General features: G+C 71.5%; 15 protein-coding genes. 6 read left to right on the forward strand and 9 right to left on the reverse strand.

What is annotated here, in order from left to right:
• Positions 1 to 29: 29 nt before the first annotated feature.
• The 4 genes from ACIPC1_RS05335 to ACIPC1_RS05350 are packed head-to-tail and all read left to right on the forward strand — an operon-like array spanning position 30 to position 4,043.
• The gene (locus ACIPC1_RS05335; protein ID WP_402513458.1) at positions 30 to 1,100 is read left to right on the forward strand and encodes an ABC transporter permease; all 1,071 of its coding nucleotides are present in this window, start codon (positions 30 to 32) and stop codon (positions 1,098 to 1,100) included.
• On the forward strand, positions 1,097 to 2,047 hold the full coding sequence (locus ACIPC1_RS05340) for an ABC transporter permease (protein WP_402513460.1): 951 nt from the start codon (positions 1,097 to 1,099) through the stop codon (positions 2,045 to 2,047). The genes ACIPC1_RS05335 and ACIPC1_RS05340 overlap by 4 nt, the downstream gene beginning before the upstream one ends.
• A complete protein-coding gene (locus ACIPC1_RS05345) occupies positions 2,044 to 3,045 on the forward strand; it encodes an ABC transporter ATP-binding protein (RefSeq protein ID WP_402513462.1) in 1,002 nt (333 codons plus the stop codon). The genes ACIPC1_RS05340 and ACIPC1_RS05345 overlap by 4 nt, the downstream gene beginning before the upstream one ends.
• Positions 3,042 to 4,043 (forward strand): ABC transporter ATP-binding protein, encoded by a 1,002-nt coding sequence (locus ACIPC1_RS05350; RefSeq protein ID WP_402513464.1) that lies wholly within the window; start codon positions 3,042 to 3,044, stop codon positions 4,041 to 4,043. The genes ACIPC1_RS05345 and ACIPC1_RS05350 overlap by 4 nt, the downstream gene beginning before the upstream one ends.
• A 193-nt stretch (positions 4,044 to 4,236) precedes the next feature.
• Here ACIPC1_RS05350 and ACIPC1_RS05355 read toward each other — a convergent pair whose 3' ends face one another.
• From ACIPC1_RS05355 to rimP, 9 genes are all read right to left on the reverse strand, one after another.
• Complete coding sequence (locus ACIPC1_RS05355; protein WP_384389735.1) at positions 4,237 to 5,190, reverse strand: bifunctional riboflavin kinase/FAD synthetase; 954 nt, start codon at positions 5,188 to 5,190, stop codon at positions 4,237 to 4,239.
• Positions 5,191 to 5,327: 137 nt separating this feature from the next.
• Positions 5,328 to 9,059, reverse strand: a complete 3,732-nt coding sequence (locus ACIPC1_RS05360) for a trypsin-like peptidase domain-containing protein (protein ID WP_402513468.1) — start codon at positions 9,057 to 9,059, stop codon at positions 5,328 to 5,330.
• 351 nt (positions 9,060 to 9,410) lie between these two features.
• Positions 9,411 to 10,316: a tRNA pseudouridine(55) synthase TruB gene (gene truB, locus ACIPC1_RS05365; protein WP_402513470.1), complete on the reverse strand. Its 906-nt coding sequence runs from the start codon at positions 10,314 to 10,316 to the stop codon at positions 9,411 to 9,413.
• Positions 10,313 to 10,798: a 30S ribosome-binding factor RbfA gene (rbfA, locus tag ACIPC1_RS05370; protein WP_384389726.1), complete on the reverse strand. Its 486-nt coding sequence runs from the start codon at positions 10,796 to 10,798 to the stop codon at positions 10,313 to 10,315. The genes truB and rbfA overlap by 4 nt, the downstream gene beginning before the upstream one ends.
• Before the next feature lie 63 nt (positions 10,799 to 10,861).
• Positions 10,862 to 11,155, reverse strand: a complete 294-nt coding sequence (locus tag ACIPC1_RS05375) for a DUF503 domain-containing protein (protein ID WP_384389723.1) — start codon at positions 11,153 to 11,155, stop codon at positions 10,862 to 10,864.
• 276 nt (positions 11,156 to 11,431) lie between these two features.
• Positions 11,432 to 14,614, reverse strand: coding sequence for a translation initiation factor IF-2 (gene infB / locus ACIPC1_RS05380; protein WP_402513474.1), 3,183 nt, complete (start codon positions 14,612 to 14,614; stop codon positions 11,432 to 11,434).
• 159 nt (positions 14,615 to 14,773) lie between these two features.
• Complete coding sequence (locus ACIPC1_RS05385) at positions 14,774 to 15,040, reverse strand: YlxR family protein (RefSeq protein WP_402513476.1); 267 nt, start codon at positions 15,038 to 15,040, stop codon at positions 14,774 to 14,776.
• Positions 15,041 to 15,166: 126 nt separating this feature from the next.
• The gene (gene nusA, locus ACIPC1_RS05390; RefSeq protein ID WP_384389716.1) at positions 15,167 to 16,165 is read right to left on the reverse strand and encodes a transcription termination factor NusA; all 999 of its coding nucleotides are present in this window, start codon (positions 16,163 to 16,165) and stop codon (positions 15,167 to 15,169) included.
• 2 nt (positions 16,166 to 16,167) lie between these two features.
• Entirely contained in the window at positions 16,168 to 16,755 is a 588-nt protein-coding gene (gene rimP, locus ACIPC1_RS05395; RefSeq protein WP_402513479.1) for a ribosome maturation factor RimP, read from the reverse strand.
• 277 nt (positions 16,756 to 17,032) lie between these two features.
• On the opposite strand from rimP, the gene ACIPC1_RS05400 reads away from it, so the two are divergent.
• Entirely contained in the window at positions 17,033 to 17,605 is a 573-nt protein-coding gene (locus ACIPC1_RS05400) for a hypothetical protein (protein WP_402513480.1), read from the forward strand.
• Complete coding sequence (locus ACIPC1_RS05405) at positions 17,602 to 18,093, forward strand: ferritin-like domain-containing protein (protein ID WP_402513483.1); 492 nt, start codon at positions 17,602 to 17,604, stop codon at positions 18,091 to 18,093. The genes ACIPC1_RS05400 and ACIPC1_RS05405 overlap by 4 nt, the downstream gene beginning before the upstream one ends.
• Positions 18,094 to 18,095 lie beyond the last annotated feature (2 nt).

Here is an 18,095-nt window from a genome sequence, read left to right on the forward strand (position 1 = left end):
CGCGAGCAGCCCCCACCGAGTGAGAGTCCATGACCGCTGAAGCAACACCCTCGCCGACCGCGGCGATCGGCGGTCCGGCTGAGGCCGGGCCGTCGGTCCGCGGGCCGCGGGCGCGCAGCAGGACCGCCTATCCGCGGTATGTGGCGGGCAAGTTGGGCGGCGCGGCCGTCTCACTGCTCGCCGTCCTCGTCACCAGCTTCTTCCTCTTCCGGCTCATCCCCGGCGACCCCGTCAAGTACATGACGGGCGGCCGCCCGGTGTCGGCGGAGCAACTCGCCAACTACCGGAAGGAGTTCGGACTCGATCTGCCGCTGTGGGAGCAGTTCACGGACTACTGCGCCAAGGCGCTCACCGGCGACCTCGGCACCTCGTACCAGTTCCGGGCTCCCGTCATCGACAAGATCACCGAGGCACTCCCGAACACCCTTCTCCTCACCGGCACGTCGTTCGTCCTCTTCACGGCGCTCGGCGTCTTCATCGGTACTCGTTCCGCGTGGCGCAACGGCGGGACCGGCGACCGGCTCAACACCGGTCTGGCGCTCACCCTTTACTCCATCCCGTCCTTCTGGCTCGGGCTGCTGCTGATCATCGTCTTCTCGGTGGGCATCGGCCCGATCCCCGGCCTGTTCCCGACCGGCGGCATGGAGTCGGGGAACGGCGAGACCGGTTTCGCGTACGTCGTCGATGTCGCCCACCATCTCGTCCTCCCGGTGGTGACACTGGTCGCCGTCGAGTACGGGCAGACGCTGCTCGTGACGCGCTCGGCGCTGCTCGACGAGATGGGCAGCGACTACCTGACCACGGCCCGGGCCAAGGGCCTGCGGGACGACCTCGTACGGCGCCGGCACGCCGTGCCCAACGCCCTGCTGCCGACCGTGACACTGATCTTCATCAACCTCGGCCGAACCGTCGCCGGCGTCATCCTCGTCGAGACCGTCTTCTCCTGGCCTGGTCTCGGCGGGCTCTTCTACCAGGCCCTGAGCGTGCCCGATCTGCCCCTGGTGCAGGGGCTGTTCTTCTTCTTCGCGGCGGCGGTGATCGTGATGAACACGCTGGCCGATCTGATCTATCCGCTGCTGGATCCACGGGTGGGCCGATGACCACAACAGAGTCGGGCGGACCGGTGCCGACCGAAGCAACCCCGCAGGTGGCGACAGCGAGCCCGCGCACGCTCGCCCGGCAGCGCCGCCGCGCCTCCGCAGCCCGCTTCTGGAAGCAGTACCGAAGCCACCGTGCCGGTGTCTTCGGGCTCGCCGCCCTCGGCCTCTTCGCGCTCCTCGCGCTGACCGCACCGCTGACCGTCGGCTCCGACGTGCAGAGTGTGACGAACGCGCCGGGCGGGCCGATGGAGAGCCCAAGCGCCGAATTCCCTTTGGGGACCGACCAGTTCGGGCGGAATCTGCTCGGGCTCGTGGTCTGGGGCGCGCGGGTGTCGCTGCTCGTCGGGCTGCTGGCCGCCGTGCTCTCCGTCGCGATCGGCGCGGTCATCGGGATCACGGCGGGTCATTTCCGGGGCTGGTTCGCGACCGTGATGATGCGGATCACGGACTGGTTCCTGGTCATGCCGACCCTCGTCCTCGCCATCGCGCTGGCGACCGTGCTGTCCCGTTCACTCGGCACGATCATCCTGGCGATCGGCGTCACGACCTGGCCGACGACGGCCCGGCTGGTGCGTGCGCAGACCCTGGCGGTGGAGTCGCGGCCGTACATCGAGCGGGCCAGGGCGCTGGGCGGCGGGCACTGGCACATCATGTCCCGCCATGTGCTGCCCAATGTGATGCCGTTGGTGCTGGCCCAGACCACGCTGATCATCTCCTCCGCGATCCTCGCCGAGGCGACGCTCGCGTTCCTCGGGCTCGGCGATCCGACGGTCGTCTCGTGGGGCGGACTGCTCCAGGACGCACGGGAGGCGGGCGCGGTCAGCGCCGGGAAGTGGTGGTATCTGGTGCCGCCGGGTATCGCGATCGCGGGGGTCGCGCTGGCGTTCACGCTGTGCGGACGCGCGGTCGAATCGGTCCTCAACCCCAAGCTGGGGGTGGCACGTTGAGCACGACGACCGGACAACGCCTCCTTGAGGTCCGCAACCTCGAAGTGACGTACGCCGGCGGGGCGGCCGCCGTACGCGGTGTGGACCTCGCACTCGACGCGGGCCAGAAACTCGGCATCGCGGGCGAGTCGGGCTGCGGCAAGTCCACGCTCGCACTCGCTCTCCTGCGGCTGCTACCCGCCGGGACGCGCACGACCGGCGAGATCCTGCTCGACGGCGAGGACGTGCTGACGATGAAGTGGGGCCGGGTGCGGGCGGTCCGCTGGGCGGGCGCCTCGATCGTCTTCCAGGGCGCCATGCACTCGCTGAACCCCGTGCACCGCGTCGGCGACCAGATCGCCGAGCCGATCCTGCTGCACAGGAAGGCGACCGCGGCGGGCGCGAAGCGGAAGACCGGCGAACTGCTCGAACAGGTGGGCCTCCCCGCCGCCCGCGCGGACGCGTACCCGCACGAACTCTCAGGCGGGCAGCGTCAACGCGTCATGATCGCCATGGCGTTGGCCTGCGATCCCCGGCTCGTCATCGCCGACGAACCCACCACCGCGCTCGACGTGATGATCCAGGCGCAGATCCTCCGCCTCATCCAACAGCTCGTCACCGAGCAGGAGTTGGGTCTCATCATGATCAGCCACGATCTCGCGGTCCTGTCCGACACCTGCGACCGTCTTGCGGTGATGTACGCGGGCCGGGTGGTCGAGGAAGGGCCGGCCCGGCAGGTCTACGAGGATGCCCGACACCCGTACGGCAATGCCCTGTCGGCCGCCTTCCCACGTATCGGCGACACGGCCTCCCGGTTCGCGCCGCGCGGCCTGCCGGGCGACCCGCCGGACCCGTCCGCGCTGCCGTCCGGCTGTACGTTCCACTCCCGCTGCCCGGTGGCCCTGGACTCCTGCGTGACCGAGGACCAGGCGCTGCGGGACGCGGGGGCGGGGCGGTGGGCGGCCTGTGTGCACGTGGGGGCGGCCGTAGCAGCTGAACCAGCCAGGAGCACGCCATGACGACACCTCCCGTGACGACACCACCGCTGCTCAGCGCCGAGGGGCTGCACATCACCTTCCCCGGACGCCACGGCGCCGACCCGGCCCGCGCCGTCGACGGAGTCGACCTCGACATCCGGCGCGGCGAAATCGTCGCGCTGGTGGGCGAGTCGGGCTGCGGCAAGACAACGCTGGCGCGCTCGCTCCTCGGCCTCGTCCCGCCGACCGGGGGTCGCGTCACCTTCGACGGCAAGCCCCTCGACTACTCCTCACGCTCACTGAAGGCATACCGCAAACGCGTCCAACTGGTCCTCCAGGACCCGAGCGGCTCGCTCAACCCCCGGCACACGGTGTACGACGCGGTCGCCGAGGGGCTGCGTATCCACCGGTACGGCGGCGACGAGCGGGCGGCGGTCGCGGATGCCCTCTCCCGGGCGGGACTTCGCCCACCGGAACGCTTCTTCCTCCGCTACCCGCACGAGCTGTCCGGCGGCCAGCGCCAGCGGGTCGTCATCGCGGGCGCCCTCGTCCTGGAGCCCGAACTCATCGTCGCCGACGAGCCGGTGGCCTCCCTGGACGCCTCGGTACGCGGCGAGATCCTCGCCCTGCTCCTGCGGCTGCGCACCGAACTCGGCCTGTCCGCCCTGGTGGTGACCCACGACCTGGGCCTGGCGTGGAACATCGCCGACCGGGTCGCGGTGATGTACCTGGGCCGCATCGTGGAGACCGGTGAGGTCGAACAGGTCCTGACGGCTCCTCAACACCCGTACACACAAGCCTTGTTGTCCGTCCTGCCGGAAGCCCCGGGCGACCCGGTGGTGCTGACCGGCGAGCCCCCGGACCCGTCCCGCATCCCCTCCGGCTGCCGTTTCCACGCCCGCTGCCAGATCCTGGCGAGCGGGGAGGCGGAGCGGGCGGGCGTGGCGGACGCGTGCCGGAGCCAGGATCTGGAGGTGCTCGGCGGGGGCGCCGAGACGCAGGTGGCGTGTCATTGGGCGAGGGCCCACGTCACTACGTGAGGGGGGCGGCCGGTGCTTCCAAAACGCCGGCCGATCCCGTCACTACGGGAAAGGAACGGCCGGTGCTTCCAAAACGCCGGCCGATCCCGTCACTACGGGAAAGGATCGGCCGGTGCTTCCAGAATCCCGGCCGATCCCGTCACGACGGGAAAGGAGCGGCCGGTGCCTCCAGAACGCCGGCCGATCCGCAGACCTACTCGCCCCCGTACGCCTCGATCAGTTCCAACGACCGCTTCACGTCGTCCCGGATGGCCACCAGCAGCGACTCGATGGAGTCGAACCTGGCCTGGCCGCGCACAAAGGCGAGGAAGTCGACGGCGACGTGCAGACCGTACAGATCGAGGCCGACGCGGTCGATGGCGTACGCCTCGACGGTGCGCTCGGTGCCGTCGAACTGGGGGTTCGTGCCCACGGAGATGGCGGCGGGCATCGCCTCGCCCGCGACGTGCAGCCAGCCCGCGTAGACGCCGTCGGCGGGGATGGCGGTGTGCGGGAGGGTCTCGACGTTGGCCGTCGGGAAGCCGAGTTCACGGCCGCGCTGGGCGCCGCGTACGACGATGCCCTCGACGCGGTGCGGGCGTCCGAGGATCTCGCGCGCGCCCTCGACATCGCCCTCGGCGACGAGCCGCCGGGTGAGCGTCGACGAGAAGGGCTCCCCGCCACCCGCGTCACCGGTCACGCACAGGTCGACGACCTCGACCTCGAAGTCGTAGGTCGCGCCCTGCTCACGGAGGAAGTCGACATTCCCGGCGGCCTTGTGGCCGAAGCGGAAGTTGGGACCTTCCACGACCGCTTTCGCGTGCAGCTTGTCGACGAGAACCTTCGCCACGAAGTCGGCGGGCGACAGCTTCGAGAACTCCTTGGTGAACGGAAGGATGAGGAGGGCGTCCACACCCAGCTCGGCCATCAGTTCGGCACGGCGGTGGTGCGGGGCGAGCAGCGGCGGGTGGCTGCCAGGGCGCACGACCTCGCTGGGGTGCGGGTCGAAGGTGACGACGACGGAGGGAACGCCCAGGTCACGGGCGTGATCCACGGCATGCCGGATGATCAGCTGGTGTCCGCGGTGCACCCCGTCGTAGGAACCGATGGTGACCACGCTGCGCCCCCAGTCCTCGGGGATGTCCTCCAAGCCACGCCAGCGCTGCACTGTGTCTGCTCCTTGTCGCAAACTCGTCGAACCTGTGTCCGTGAATGCCTCATTCGCAGCTCTAAGAGTGCCATGCCGGGTGCGCTCAGCTTGCATCGGCATCAGGCTGTGACGCATCCCGCACCACTGCGCGCGGGTCAGGCGGGGACCCGCACTCCGGCCAGGTTCTCGATCATGCGGCGGGTGCTCGGGCCGACCACGCCGGCCCACTCCTCGGGGGCGCCGGTCAGCCAGCGGGCCACCAGGGCGGCGAAGCCGGGGACGGTACGGGCCAGGTCGACGAGGCCGCGGTCGAAGCCGGTCGCGCCGGCCGGAGTGCGAACCAGGAGGAGGCCCGTTCGGTGCACCAGCTCGCGGGTGCGGTCCTCCCCTCTGCGGGCCGCACCGGCCGCGGCGGCCCGCAGCAGGGCGTCGAGGACGGCCGGGTCCCGCTCGTGCGCGAGAAGGAGGTCGAGCAGCTCGCGCCGCAGCGGGCGGGAGACCGGGCTGCCCGACGCGGCGAGCACGGTCGCGAGCGCCGACCGCACCGGTGCGGGGCAGCCGGTGACCAGTCCGTTGACCAGGGGAAAGAGCACCGCGCGCGCCTCCGGACCGTGGTCGAGGTGCCGGTCGACGTACCCGGCCACCTGCGCGGCGGCCGCCGGGCGCAGCTCCACCACCTCGCGGACGAGGGCGGCGACCCGGCGGGCCAGGGCGGGCGTGGTGACATCGGCAAGGGTGCGCAGCGTCTCGTCCGTGTCCGGACCCGCGCCCGGTTGCCACAGCCGGGTGCGGAAGGCGGCGAGCACCGGGTCGGGATGGGTCGTGAGGGCGGCCACCAGCGCGCTCGCGGGCAGCTGCGGATCGCCCGCGGTGAACCGCTCCAGCGCCTGCGGGAGGTACCTGGCCCGGGTCCACGGGTCCTGTACGAGGAGGCCGAGCGCTCCGCCGTGCAGGGAGCAGTCGGCGGGGCGGGCCAGCAGCGCGAGCGCCGCGTAACGCAGCAGCGCCCGGTCGGCCTCGGTCCGCACATGCGGTGCGGCCCGCAACCCGTACGCCACCGCCGCCACCCGCCGCGCAGGGCGCTCGTCATGCGCCCACCGGTCCACCGCCCGGCACACGGCCGACGGTTCCTCCTCGGCGAGTACGGCCAGCAGTTCGTCGCCACGCCGGTGCGCGACGGCGACGAGCGCCTCCGCGAGATCGTCCAGAGCGCGGCGCCGGTACGCGTACAGCAAGGCCTGCGCGGCCGTCGCCACGGTCGCGTGCGGGGTCGCGGGAAGGGGGCGGTCGTCGTGGAACCAGGGAGTGAGATGCGGTTGTACGGCGGTGGGGTCGCTGGTGAGGAGACGGGCCACGGCGTCCAGGTAACGGGGTTCGCCTTCCTGGCTCGCGGGGTTCGGTGCCTCGTCGGCGACCACCAGGCACCTCAGCAGTTCGAACCGCTCCGCCTCCGGCAGCGCCGCCGCCTCCCAGAACGCCGGCCCGAACTCCCCCGGCACGCCCCGCCCTTGCTCCCGCCACGTCACGATCCGCTCGGCGAGCAGCCGCAGCACCCCGGCGTACGGACGCGCGTCGGGCAGCCGCAGCAGGGCGTCGGCGCAGAGGTGGGCGGCCCACCAGGCGGGGTCGCCGAGCGGTGCCGTCCTCGGCGGCAGGAGGTCGTCCAGGGCGTGCACCAGCTCCTCCAGCCGGAGGGCCAACTCGGCGGGGCCCTGCTGTCGGGCCAGGAGGAGCAGGGCCTGGACGACCGGGCCGATGCGATGGCGGGGGACGGGGAGTGCGCGAGGCGGGGCGGAGGCCTTGGCCACCCAGGACGGCACCGCGCCCCTCCCAGCCGAAGCCCCGTCAGCCGTGCCCCTCCCAGCCGAAGCCCCGTCAGCCGTGTTCGCCGGCTTCCGCGACCCGGCCGAGTCGGCGCGCCCCCGGTGCACCAGCGCGTGCAGGGCGGAGTCCAGGTCGAGGTGGGTGCCCTGGATCCAGTCGGCGAGTTCCTCGTGGGCGAAGCGGTAGCCGTTGCCCGCGGGGACGAGGAGGCCCTCGGTGAGGACGGCGGAGGCCCAGCCGGTGGTGGCGCCGAGGCGGCGTCCGGAGGCGGGTCCCCACGGGAAGACGGCTTCGAAGGAGGCGCGGTCCAACTCCCCCTGTCCGGGCCCCAGACAGCGCCGTGCGGCCTCGTGCACCTGGCCGGAGACCTGGGCGGCGAGCCGCCGTACGGCCGCCCCCCGAAGCCCGTTCGCCGCGGCGAGCCGGACCGCGACGCGCAGGCACATGAGGTCCAGGTACGCGGCGAACACCTCATCCCGGTCGAGCGGCCCCGCAGGTGACTCCGGCAGTGCGGACCGCACCTCGGCCAGCAGCCGCAAGGTCAGCGGATGCCGTGCGTCGGCCGCCGCGAGCACACCCTCGGGAATCCCCGCGCGAGCCCGGGCCCGCAGCGCCTCGCCCTCGGTCAGGTCCCCCAGCCACACACAGGCGGGAAACCGCCCGGCCTCGTACACGGAGGGACCGGCAAGGACGGAGGAGGCAGCGGCCCGGTGCAGCAACTCCGCCGGGAACTCCGCCCCCACCTGCTCCCAGTACTCCGCCCGGCAGGCGACCACGAGCCGCGCTCCATTCTCCCGCAGCCAGTCCGCCGTGCCCGCCGTCCACTCGGGCATCCGGTGGGCGAGGGCGGGCGGCATCTCCTCGGGACCGTCGAGGAGCAGCAGCAACGGCCGCCCCGCGTCCCGCGCCACCCGGGCCAGCCTCTCCGGCCCGATATCGCCCAGCTCACCGCCGTACGCCTCGGGAGGCAGCACGTCCGAGGCCGCGGAACCTCCGGGGTGAGGGCCCTCTCGCGAGGCCGCCACGATCCGGCCCGCCCGCTCCAGCGCCCGTGCCGCCGCGTCCGCCACCGAAAGGTCCGTGTCGAGGAGGTCGGCGCCTCGCAGCCACAAGGTGGGCGCCGGTTCCGCACCTCGGGTGCGGCGTGCGGCGAGGGCCGCCAGTTCCGTCGTACGACCGCTGCCGGGCCGGCCGACGAGCCCGAGCACGGCGGCCGGGCTGTCCGCGAATGCCGCGAACTCCCGCACGGCATCGGCCCGTTCGACGGGCCCGGAGTGACCGCTGTCCGGGCCCACAGAAGTCCCCGGCCCGTCCGAGCCCACGGAGGTCGCCGTCAGCTCCAGCACCCCGGCCGGATTGAGATCGGCCCCGTACGCGGGCACCGTGGCCGCGTTGCGGGCGAGCAGCGCGGTGAGTGGTCCTTCGGCGTCCGGACCCCGCAGCGGGACCGCGAGGCCCGCCACCCTGTGCCCGCCGTGCAGCGCGGTGCCGAGGACCGCCACCACCGCCCCGGTCGAGGCGTCGAGGACCGGCCCACCGGCGGCACCGCCGCCCAGCCGCAGCGCGTCGGCGCCGGCCGTGCCGATCGCCAACTCCAGTGCCTCGCCCAGGAGATGGAAGCGGTCGGTCGCCGTGTAGGTGACGGCGGACGCGCCGAGCACCCGGGCCTCGCGCCAGCCGCCCGCGGCGATCCGGACGTACGTGCCGGCCTCGACGCGGCTCCGCACGGTGACGGGGAGCGGGTCCACGCCGAGGCCTTCGGTGCGTACGAGAGCCAGATCGGCGTCCGGGAGGGACGTGACGGCGTCGTCGGTGACCACGCAGGTGCGGCCGCCGGAAGTGTGCAGGACAAGACAGGTCAGTCCGTCGACCGCTTCGTGGCTGGTGATCACCGTGCCGTGGTGGTCGGCGACGAACCCCGTGCCACGCGGACGCCCCGCCAGGTCGCAGACGCGTACCAGGGCTTCGTCGAGGATCTCCCGGCTGTCGTCGGGTGTCCGAGGGTCGTCGTCGGGTGTCCGAGAGGTATCGGTCCCTGTCGCCGCCCGGTCATGGGCCTCCATGGCCCGGGTGTCGTCCGCTGTTTGTCGGCCGTCGAGTACTTTCCTGCTGTCGACCGGTACGTGCCGGCCCCCGGTCCGCGGGCCCCGTCCCGCCATGCTCGAACCTCCCCGCCGCGCTCCTGCTTTCGACGGTAGGCGTGGGGTGATCAGCGCGACAGATCGCCTGGCGAACGCGCCCCCTTCCGCTCCCCCGCTTCACTCCGAGCGCCTGCCCGAAGGGGTGAACAGACGAGGGCGGATGGATACACCCTTGGGTGGGGGAACCGAGGGGGGACCGTGGAGCGGCGGGCACAAGACCCCGTGACCGCCGCTCCACGGGCGGGTTCGGCACAGCGATGCGGGCGGTCGGCGTCAGCCGAACACCGCCAGGCTCTTCGCCTTGCCCTTCTGGTCCTCCACCAGTGCCAGGAACCGCCCCGCCGGGTCGAAGACCGCGACGGCGCCGCGCCCCGCGTACTCCTCGGGCATCTCCAGGCGTACGCCGTTGAGAAGCAGCTTCGCCCGCCCCTCGTCCACGTTCCAGCGCGGGAACGCGGCCGCGGCGGCGTCCGCGACCGGCATCACGGTCAGCTCCTGTTGGAGCTGGTCGAGGGTGCGCGCGGAGTCGAGCTTGTACGGGCCGACCCGGGTGCGGCGGAGCGCGGTGAGATGACCGCCGACGCCCAGGTCAGCGCCCAGGTCTCGGGCGAGGGCCCGGATGTACGTCCCGGACGAGCAGACGACCGACACCACCAGGTCGAGCACCGGTGTGCCGTCCTCGGCGACGGCGACGCGAACGTCGTACACCGCGAACGACGAGATCCGCACCGGACGGGCCGGGATCTCGAAGTCCTCGCCGTCCCGCGCCCGCTTGTACGAGCGCACTCCGTTGATCTTGATGGCGCTGACCTTGGACGGCACCTGCATGATGTCGCCGGTCAGCTTGGCGATGCCGGCGTCGACGGCGTCCCGCTCGATGCCGGAGGCGTCCGTGGACGAGGTGAAGTCACCCTCGGCGTCGTCCGTCAGGGTGTTCTGCCCGAGCCGGATCGTTCCCAGGTATTCCTTCTCGGTGAGCGCCAGGTGCCCCAGGAGCTTGGTGGCCCTCTCGACGCCGAGGACGAGCACGCCCGTCGCCATGGGGTCGAGGGTGCCGGCGTGTCCGACCCGGCGGGTCTTCGCGATCCCGCGCATCTTGGCGACCACGTCGTGCGAAGTGAAGCCCGACGGCTTGTCGACAATGACAAGTCCGTCGGGCGTCCGGTGCTTCTCGGTCATCCGGTGGCGTCGTCCGTCTCGTCGTCTTCCGGCTCTTCGACGGAGTCGGGCTCTTCGTCGGAGTCGGGCTTCTTGTACGGGTCGGCGTCACCGGCGTACTTCGCGCCGGAGGAGACCTCGCGCACCTTCTCGTCCGAGGCCCGCGCCTTGTCGAGCAGGTCCTCGATGGTCTTGGCGGTGTCCGGCAGGGCATCCGCGACAAAGGTCAGCGTCGGCGTGAACTTCACGCCCGCCGCCGCACCGACCGCGGAACGGAGCACGCCCTTGGCGCTCTCCAGGCCCGCGGCGGCCTCCGCCCGCGCCTGGTCGTCCCCGTACACCGTGTAGAAGACGGTCGCCTCCCGCAGATCACCCGTGACCCGGGTGTCCGTGATGGTGACGTGGGTGCCGAGCCGCGGATCCTTGATCCCGCGCTGCAGCTTCTTGGCCACCACCTCTCGGATGAGGTCCGCCAGCCTCTTAGCCCGCGCGTTGTCGGCCACTGGTCCGTCTCCTTCTTCGCCTTGCTTGTTCCGTCAGTCTTCGTCGGACGCCGACCGCTGTTGTCAGTCGTCGTCCGTGTGGAGTCTGCGCCGTACCGACAGCAGTTCCACCTCCGGTCGTGCCGCGACGAGCCGTTCACACCGGTCCAGTACGTCGGTGAGGTGCTCGGTGTCGCCGGAGACCACCGCGAGGCCGATCTCTGCCCTGCGGTGCAGGTCCTGGTTTCCCGTCTCCGCCGCGCTCACCGCGTACTTCCGTTGAAGTTCGGCGACGATCGGCCGGACGAGAGAGCGTTTCTCCTTGAGCGAGTGGACATCGCCGAGGAGTAGATCGAAGGACAGCGTCCCCACGTACATGTGTAACCGGATGTCCCGCCGGTACGGGATAGATGGCCTGCCAATGCGCTTGGCAGGGACATCAGAACCGTACAACGAACCGGTGGGGGTGCTCGACGGATATTTTCGCCCCCGCCGCCCCTACCCGTCCCGTCCTTCTGGGGCTGTGCCCCAGACCCCCTGGGTTGTTCTTCGGCTGTCGGCCGGTGGGGGCTTGTCGCGCAGTTCCCCGCGCCCCTAAAAGACGCTGAGCTGGTCGGGGTGACACAGTCACCCCGACCAGCTCAGACCTTCGCTTTACGAGCGCGGCTTCTCGCGCATCTCGTACGTCGCGATGACGTCGTCGACCTTGATGTCGTTGAAGTTTCCGAGGTTGATACCGCCCTCGTAGCCTTCGCGGATCTCGGTGACGTCGTCCTTGAAGCGACGCAGACCGGAGATGTTGAGGCTCTCCGCGATGACCTTGCCGTCGCGGATGAGGCGCGCCTTGGTGTTGCGCTTGACCTCTCCCGAACGGACCAGGACACCGGCGATGTTGCCCAGCTTGGACGACTTGAAGACCTCGCGGATCTCCGCCGTGCCGAGCTCGGCCTCCTCGTACTCCGGCTTGAGCATGCCCTTGAGGGCCGCCTCGATCTCCTCGATGGCCTGGTAGATCACCGAGTAGTACCGGACGTCGACGCCCTCGCGCTCCGCCATCTGAGCCGCGCGGCCCGCAGCGCGGACGTTGAAGCCGATGACGATGGCGTCGGAGCCGGTCGCCAGGTTGATGTCCGACTCGGTGACCGCACCCACACCGCGGTGCAGGACACGGATATCGACCTCTTCGCCGACGTCGAGCTGGAGCAGCGAGGACTCGAGAGCCTCCACCGAACCGGACGCGTCGCCCTTGATGATGAGGTTGAGTTCCTGCACCAGACCGGCCTTGAGGGCCTCGTCCAGGTTCTCCAGGGAGAACCGGACACCCCGGCGGGCGAAGTTGGCGTTGCGCTCACGCGCCGCGCGCTTCTCGGCGATCTGACGCGCCGTACGGTCCTCGTCGACAACCAGGAAGTTGTCGCCGGCGCCCGGGACGTTGGTGAGACCGAGGACGAGGACCGGGGTCGAGGGACCCGCCTCTTCCACGTTGTCGCCCTTGTCGTCGAGCATCGCTCGGACACGGCCGTACGCGTCGCCGACCACCATGGTGTCGCCGACCCGCAGGGTGCCTCGCTGGACCAGGACGGTCGCGACGGCGCCGCGGCCCTTGTCGAGGTGGGACTCGATCGCAATACCCTGCGCGTCCTGCTCCGGGTTGGCCCGCAGGTCGAGCGAGGCGTCCGCGGTGAGGACCACGGCCTCCAGGAGAGCCTCGATGTTGAGGCCCTGCTTGGCGGAGATGTCGACGAACATCGTGTCGCCGCCGTACTCCTCGGCCACCAGACCGAACTCGGTGAGCTGACCGCGCACCTTGGTCGGGTCGGCGCCCTCGACGTCGATCTTGTTGACCGCGACCACGATCGGCACGTCGGCCGCCTTGGCGTGGTTCAACGCCTCGATCGTCTGGGGCATCACACCGTCGTTGGCCGCCACCACGAGGATCGCGATGTCGGTCGACTTGGCACCACGGGCACGCATGGCGGTGAACGCCTCGTGGCCCGGGGTGTCGATGAAGGTGATCCTGCGCTCTTCACCGTTGACCTCGGTGGCGACCTGGTACGCACCGATGTGCTGCGTGATACCGCCGGCCTCGCCCGCAACGACGTTCGTCTTGCGGATGGTGTCGAGCAGTCGGGTCTTACCGTGGTCGACGTGACCCATGACGGTCACGACCGGCGGACGCGCGACGAGGAACTCCTCGCCACCCTCGTCCTCGCCGAACTCGATGTCGAAGGACTCGAGCAGCTCGCGGTCCTCCTCCTCGGGGCTGACGATCTCGAGGACGAAGTTCATCTCGTCCGCGAGGAGCTTCAGCGTCTCGTCGGAGACGGACTGCGTGGCAGTGACCATCTCGCCGAGGTTCATCATCACGCCGACGAGCGACGCCGGGTTGGCGCCGATCTTCTCGGCGAAGTCGGTGAGCGAGGCACCGCGCGACAGGCGGACGGACTGTCCGTTGCCGCGAGGCAGCATGACGCCGCCGACCGACGGGGCCTGCATGGCCTCGTACTCCTGGCGCCTCTGCCGCTTCGACTTGCGACCACGACGCGCGGGACCACCGGGACGACCGAAGGCGCCCTGTGTGCCACCACGGGCACCGGGACCACCCGGACGACCACCGAAGCCGGGACGACCGCCGCCACCGCCACCGGGACCACCGGGACGACCGGCGAAACCGCCGCCACCGCCACCCGGACCACCGGGACGACCGGCGAAACCGCCGCCACCGCCACCGGGACCGGCCGGACGACCGGCGAAACCGCCGCCGCCACCACCGGGACGACCGGCACCGGCACCGCCGGGTCGACCGCCACCGGCACCGGGACCACGGCCGCCACCGGGGCCACCGCCGCCCGGACGCGGGCTGCCCGCAGCGGGACGCTGCGGCATCATGCCGGGGTTCGGACGGTTACCACCGGGGGCGCCGCCGGGACGCGGAGCACCACCCTGCGGGCGAGGCATGCCGCCCGGGCTCGGGCGGGCACCGCCCGGACCACCCTGCGGACGCGGAGCGCCGCCGGGACCGCCCTGGGGACGGGGACCACGGTCGCCACGCTCCTGACCCGCGCCCTGCGGACGCGGAGCGCCGGGGGCGCCTGCGCCACCCGGGCGCGGAGCACCGCCCGGACGGGGCGCCTGGGGGCGCGCCATACCGGTGGAGCCACCAGAGGTGAACGGGTTGTTGCCCGGACGCGGACCGGCCGGACGAGCACCGGGACGCGCACTCTGGCCACCCGGGCGCGCAGCGCCCTGACGGTCGGGGCGGTCGCCACGCTCGGGACGGTCCGTACGCTCGGGACGGTCGGGACGACCCGGGCCACCCTGGGCGGGACCGGCCGGACGGGCACCGGCGGGCTTGGGAGCGCCCGGACGGGCAGCAGCCGGACGAGCGGCGCCGGCGGCCGGAGCCGCGGGAGCCGACGGAGGCGCCGTGAACTCGGCGGCGACCGGAGCCGGAGCGGCCACGACGGGCTTCGGCGCGGGCTTGGGACCCGGCCGCGGGCCCGAGGCAGGAGTGGACGGAATGACCGGGGTGACCGGAGCGGCCTCCGCGGGCTTCTCGGCCACCGCCGGCTTGGGGGCCGGCGGGCGCGGGGCTGCCGGACGGGCGGCCTGCGCGGGAGAAGGCGCACCCGGCTTGGCGGGCGCGGCCTTGCGCGGCGCCGGCTTGCCGCCGCCGTTGCCCTGCTGGAGGGCATCTGTCAGTTTGCGTACTACGGGCGCCTCGATCGTCGAGGACGCTGAACGGACGAACTCACCGAGTTCCTGGAGCTTGGCCATGACGACCTTGCTCTCAACCCCGAACTCCTTGGCGAGTTCGTATACCCGGACCTTAGCCACTTCGCTCCTTTTAGGTCCGGGTTGCGTCCGGACCGTCGCTACTTCATGGGCGTACTCATCGCGTGCTCATCGAGTGCTCATCGCAATCTCGACCTACTTCCAACTCGCGGGGTACCAGGGCCGCACGGGGGTTCCGTACGACACGTCTTACGGTGTTACCTACTCGACGTAGTGGCGCAACGCCTTGCTGTCGAGTGATCCCGGGACACGCAGCGCCCTTGGGAACGCCCGGCGGCGGACCGCCAGGTCGAAACAGACCAGGGCGGGGTGTACATACGCACCCCGGCCGGGCAGCGTACCGCGATGATCGGGGACACATTCACCCTCGACCGCCACGATGCGCAGCAGATCCTTCTTGGCCGCTCGCTCCCGGCACCCCACACAGGTGCGCTCAGGGCATGCGCGGGCTCGCGTCCGGCCAGACACTCTTGAGTCTACCTCCCCGTACCGACCTCACCCCTTTGGGGCAAGAATCGAACAGTTGCCGCGCACAAAACTGTCGTGATCTCAGCCACCTGCGGCTTGGATCTATTCCCCGGCGTATTCCCGGGTCTATTCCCCGCGCTGCTCGGCGGGCTGTTCGGTGTCCGGGCGGATGTCGATCCGCCAGCCCGTGAGACGGGCCGCGAGCCGGGCGTTCTGCCCTTCCTTGCCGATCGCCAGCGACAGCTGGTAGTCGGGGACGGTCACGCGCGCGGAGCGGGCCGCGAGGTCGACGACCTCGACCTTGGAGACGCGGGCCGGGGACAGCGCGTTCGCCACCATCTCCGCCGGATCGTCCGCCCAGTCGACGATGTCGATCTTCTCACCGTTCAGCTCGGCCATCACATTGCGCACCCGGCTGCCCATGGGGCCGATGCAGGCGCCCTTGGGGTTGAGCCCGGACCGGGTGGAGCGGACGGCGATCTTCGTACGGTGGCCCGCCTCGCGCGCGATGGCGGCGATCTCGACGGACCCGTCGGCGATCTCCGGCACCTCCAGGGCGAACAGCTTCTTCACCAGGTTGGGGTGCGTGCGGGAGAGCGTCACGGACGGACCTCGGACGCCCTTGGCGACCCGTACGACGTACGAGCGCAGGCGCAGGCCGTGCGTGTAGGTCTCACCGGGGACCTGCTCCTGCACGGGCAGGATGGCCTCCAGCTTGCCGATGTCGACGAGGACGTTCTTGGGGTCGCGGCCCTGCTGCACGACACCGGTGACGATGTCGCCCTCGCGGCCCGCGTACTCGCCGAGCGTCGCGTCGTCCTGGGCGTCCCGCAGGCGCTGCAGGATGACCTGCTTGGCGGTGGTCGCGGCGATACGGCCGAAGCCCGACGGGGTGTCGTCGAACTCGCGCGCCTCCTGCCCCTCCTCCAGGTCCTCGGGGTCCTCCTTCGCCCACACGGTCACATGACCGGTCTCCCGGTCGAGCTTCACGCGCGCGTGCCGACGGCTTCCCTCGGTGCGGTGGTAGGCGATGAGGAGGGCCGACTCGATCGCCTCGACCAGCAGGTCGAAGGAGATCTCCTTCTCCCGCACCAAACCCCGCAGGGCACTCATGTCGATGTCCACGGCTACGCCTCCTCTGCGTTCTCTTCGTGCGTTTCGTGCTCTTCTCGCACGTCTTGCTCGTCTTGCTGGTCCTGCTCGTCGTGCTGGTCCTGCTCGTCGGTCTTGTTCTTGCGGTTGAACTCGACCTGGACGCGCGCCTTGGCGATGTCCTCGAAGGCGAGCCTCTTGGCGGTGGGCTTGCGCCCCTTCACGCCGGGCACCTCGACGTCGACTCCGGTGTCGTCCACCTTCAGGATCCGGGCGATCAGCTCGCCGGCCCCGGAGGCTTCGGTCAGCTGGAACCTCACCAGGCGGTCCGTGGCGCGTACGTAGTGACGGTGCTCCTTGAGCTCGCGCTCGGCACCGGGGGTTCCGACCTCGAGGGTGTACTCGCCCTCGCCCATCGCGTCCGTCTCGTCGAGCTTCGCCGAGAGCGCGCGGCTCACATCGGCGATCTGGTCCAGGTCGGCACCCGTCTCCGAGTCGACCACGACACGCAGTACACGCTTGCGCCCCACCGACTCGATCTCGACCTCTTCGAGATCAAGTCCCTGAGAGCTGACGAGCGGTTCCAGCAGTTCTCGCAGCCTCTCGCTAAGGGTGGTGCTCATCCGGGTGACTCCTCGGCCGCGTGTGCTGTTGTGGGTAGGTCTCGCGTGTCAGGTCAAAGGGTATCCGGTCGCCGGGGGTGTTGCCGTCCATCGTGTCGTGGCCGGACGCGGCGGCACTCCCCAGGTGACAGGAGGGGGCGGAGGCGGCAGGAGCGAAACAAACCGGCCGAACCCGTGGCCGGGGAGAGCCGCTGGCGAGCGATCGACCAAGGCGCGGGTACCGTGATCACGGGCGTGCAGCCCTTCCTTTCGTACGAGCCTGTCGAGGACGTCTCCCGTGCCGTTCACCCCGCCGTCGCGCACCCCCTCGGGCCCGCGCCGAAGGACCCTGCTCGCGTCGGCTGCGGCCACCTTCGCGCTCGCGGGCTGTTCCGCCCCCAAGTCGTCCATCGACAGCACCGGCGGGAGCCCGTCGGCCGCCGACCGGGCACGCGCGCGTGCGGCAGGCGACAGCCAGGCGCTCGCCGAGCGGTACGCGACCGTGATCACCGCGCACCCGCCCCTGGCGGAGCGTCTGCGCCCACTGCGGGCGGAAGTCGTACGGCACGCGGCGGCGTTCGACACCGGGCAGCCCGCGTCGGCATCGGCAACACCGACCGCCTCGCCGACCGCCTCCGTGTCCGCCTCGCCGACCGCCTCCGTGTCCGCCTCGGCGTCCCCCAGCGCCTCCCCCGCCGTACCGACCGACGAAAAGGGCGCCCTCGCCGACCTCGCGGCGGCCGAGCGCACCCTGGCCGACCAGCGTACGAAGACCCTGCTCGACGTCCCGGGAGAGCTGGCCCGACTGCTGGCCTCGGTCGCGGCGGCCGGGGCGGCGCACGCGTATCTGCTGACGGAGGGGACGAAATGAGCGGCACCAAGGACACCGACAGAGCCAAGGAAGCCAAGGCGGCCGAGCTGAAGGCCCTACAGGCCGCGCTCGGTGCCGAGCATGCCGCCGTCTACGGGTACGGCGTGGTCGGCGGCAAGATCGACGACGCGCGCAGGACCGAGGCCAGGGCGGGGTACGACGCTCACCGGGCGCGGCGGGACGAGCTGGCGCGGGCGGTGCGGGACCTGGGCGGCAGTCCCGAGGCATCCGCGGCGGCGTACGCGCTGCCGTTCCAGGTGAAGGACTCCGGCGCGGCCGTACGGCTCGCGGCCGAGCTGGAGGAACGGGTGGCCGGGGTGTACTCCGATCTCGTACGTGCCTCGACGGGCGACCGGCGGCGCACGGCCGCCGAGGCGCTGCGCGAGGCGGCGGTACGGGCGGTGCGGTGGAGCGGCGAGAGCGTAGCCTTCCCTGGGCTCGCCGAGCGGGCGGCCACCCCGTCGGCGTCGGCACCCTCACCGACGTAACG

The organism is Streptomyces sp. NPDC087263 (assembly GCF_044744645.1).
Taxonomy (GTDB): domain Bacteria; phylum Actinomycetota; class Actinomycetes; order Streptomycetales; family Streptomycetaceae; genus Streptomyces.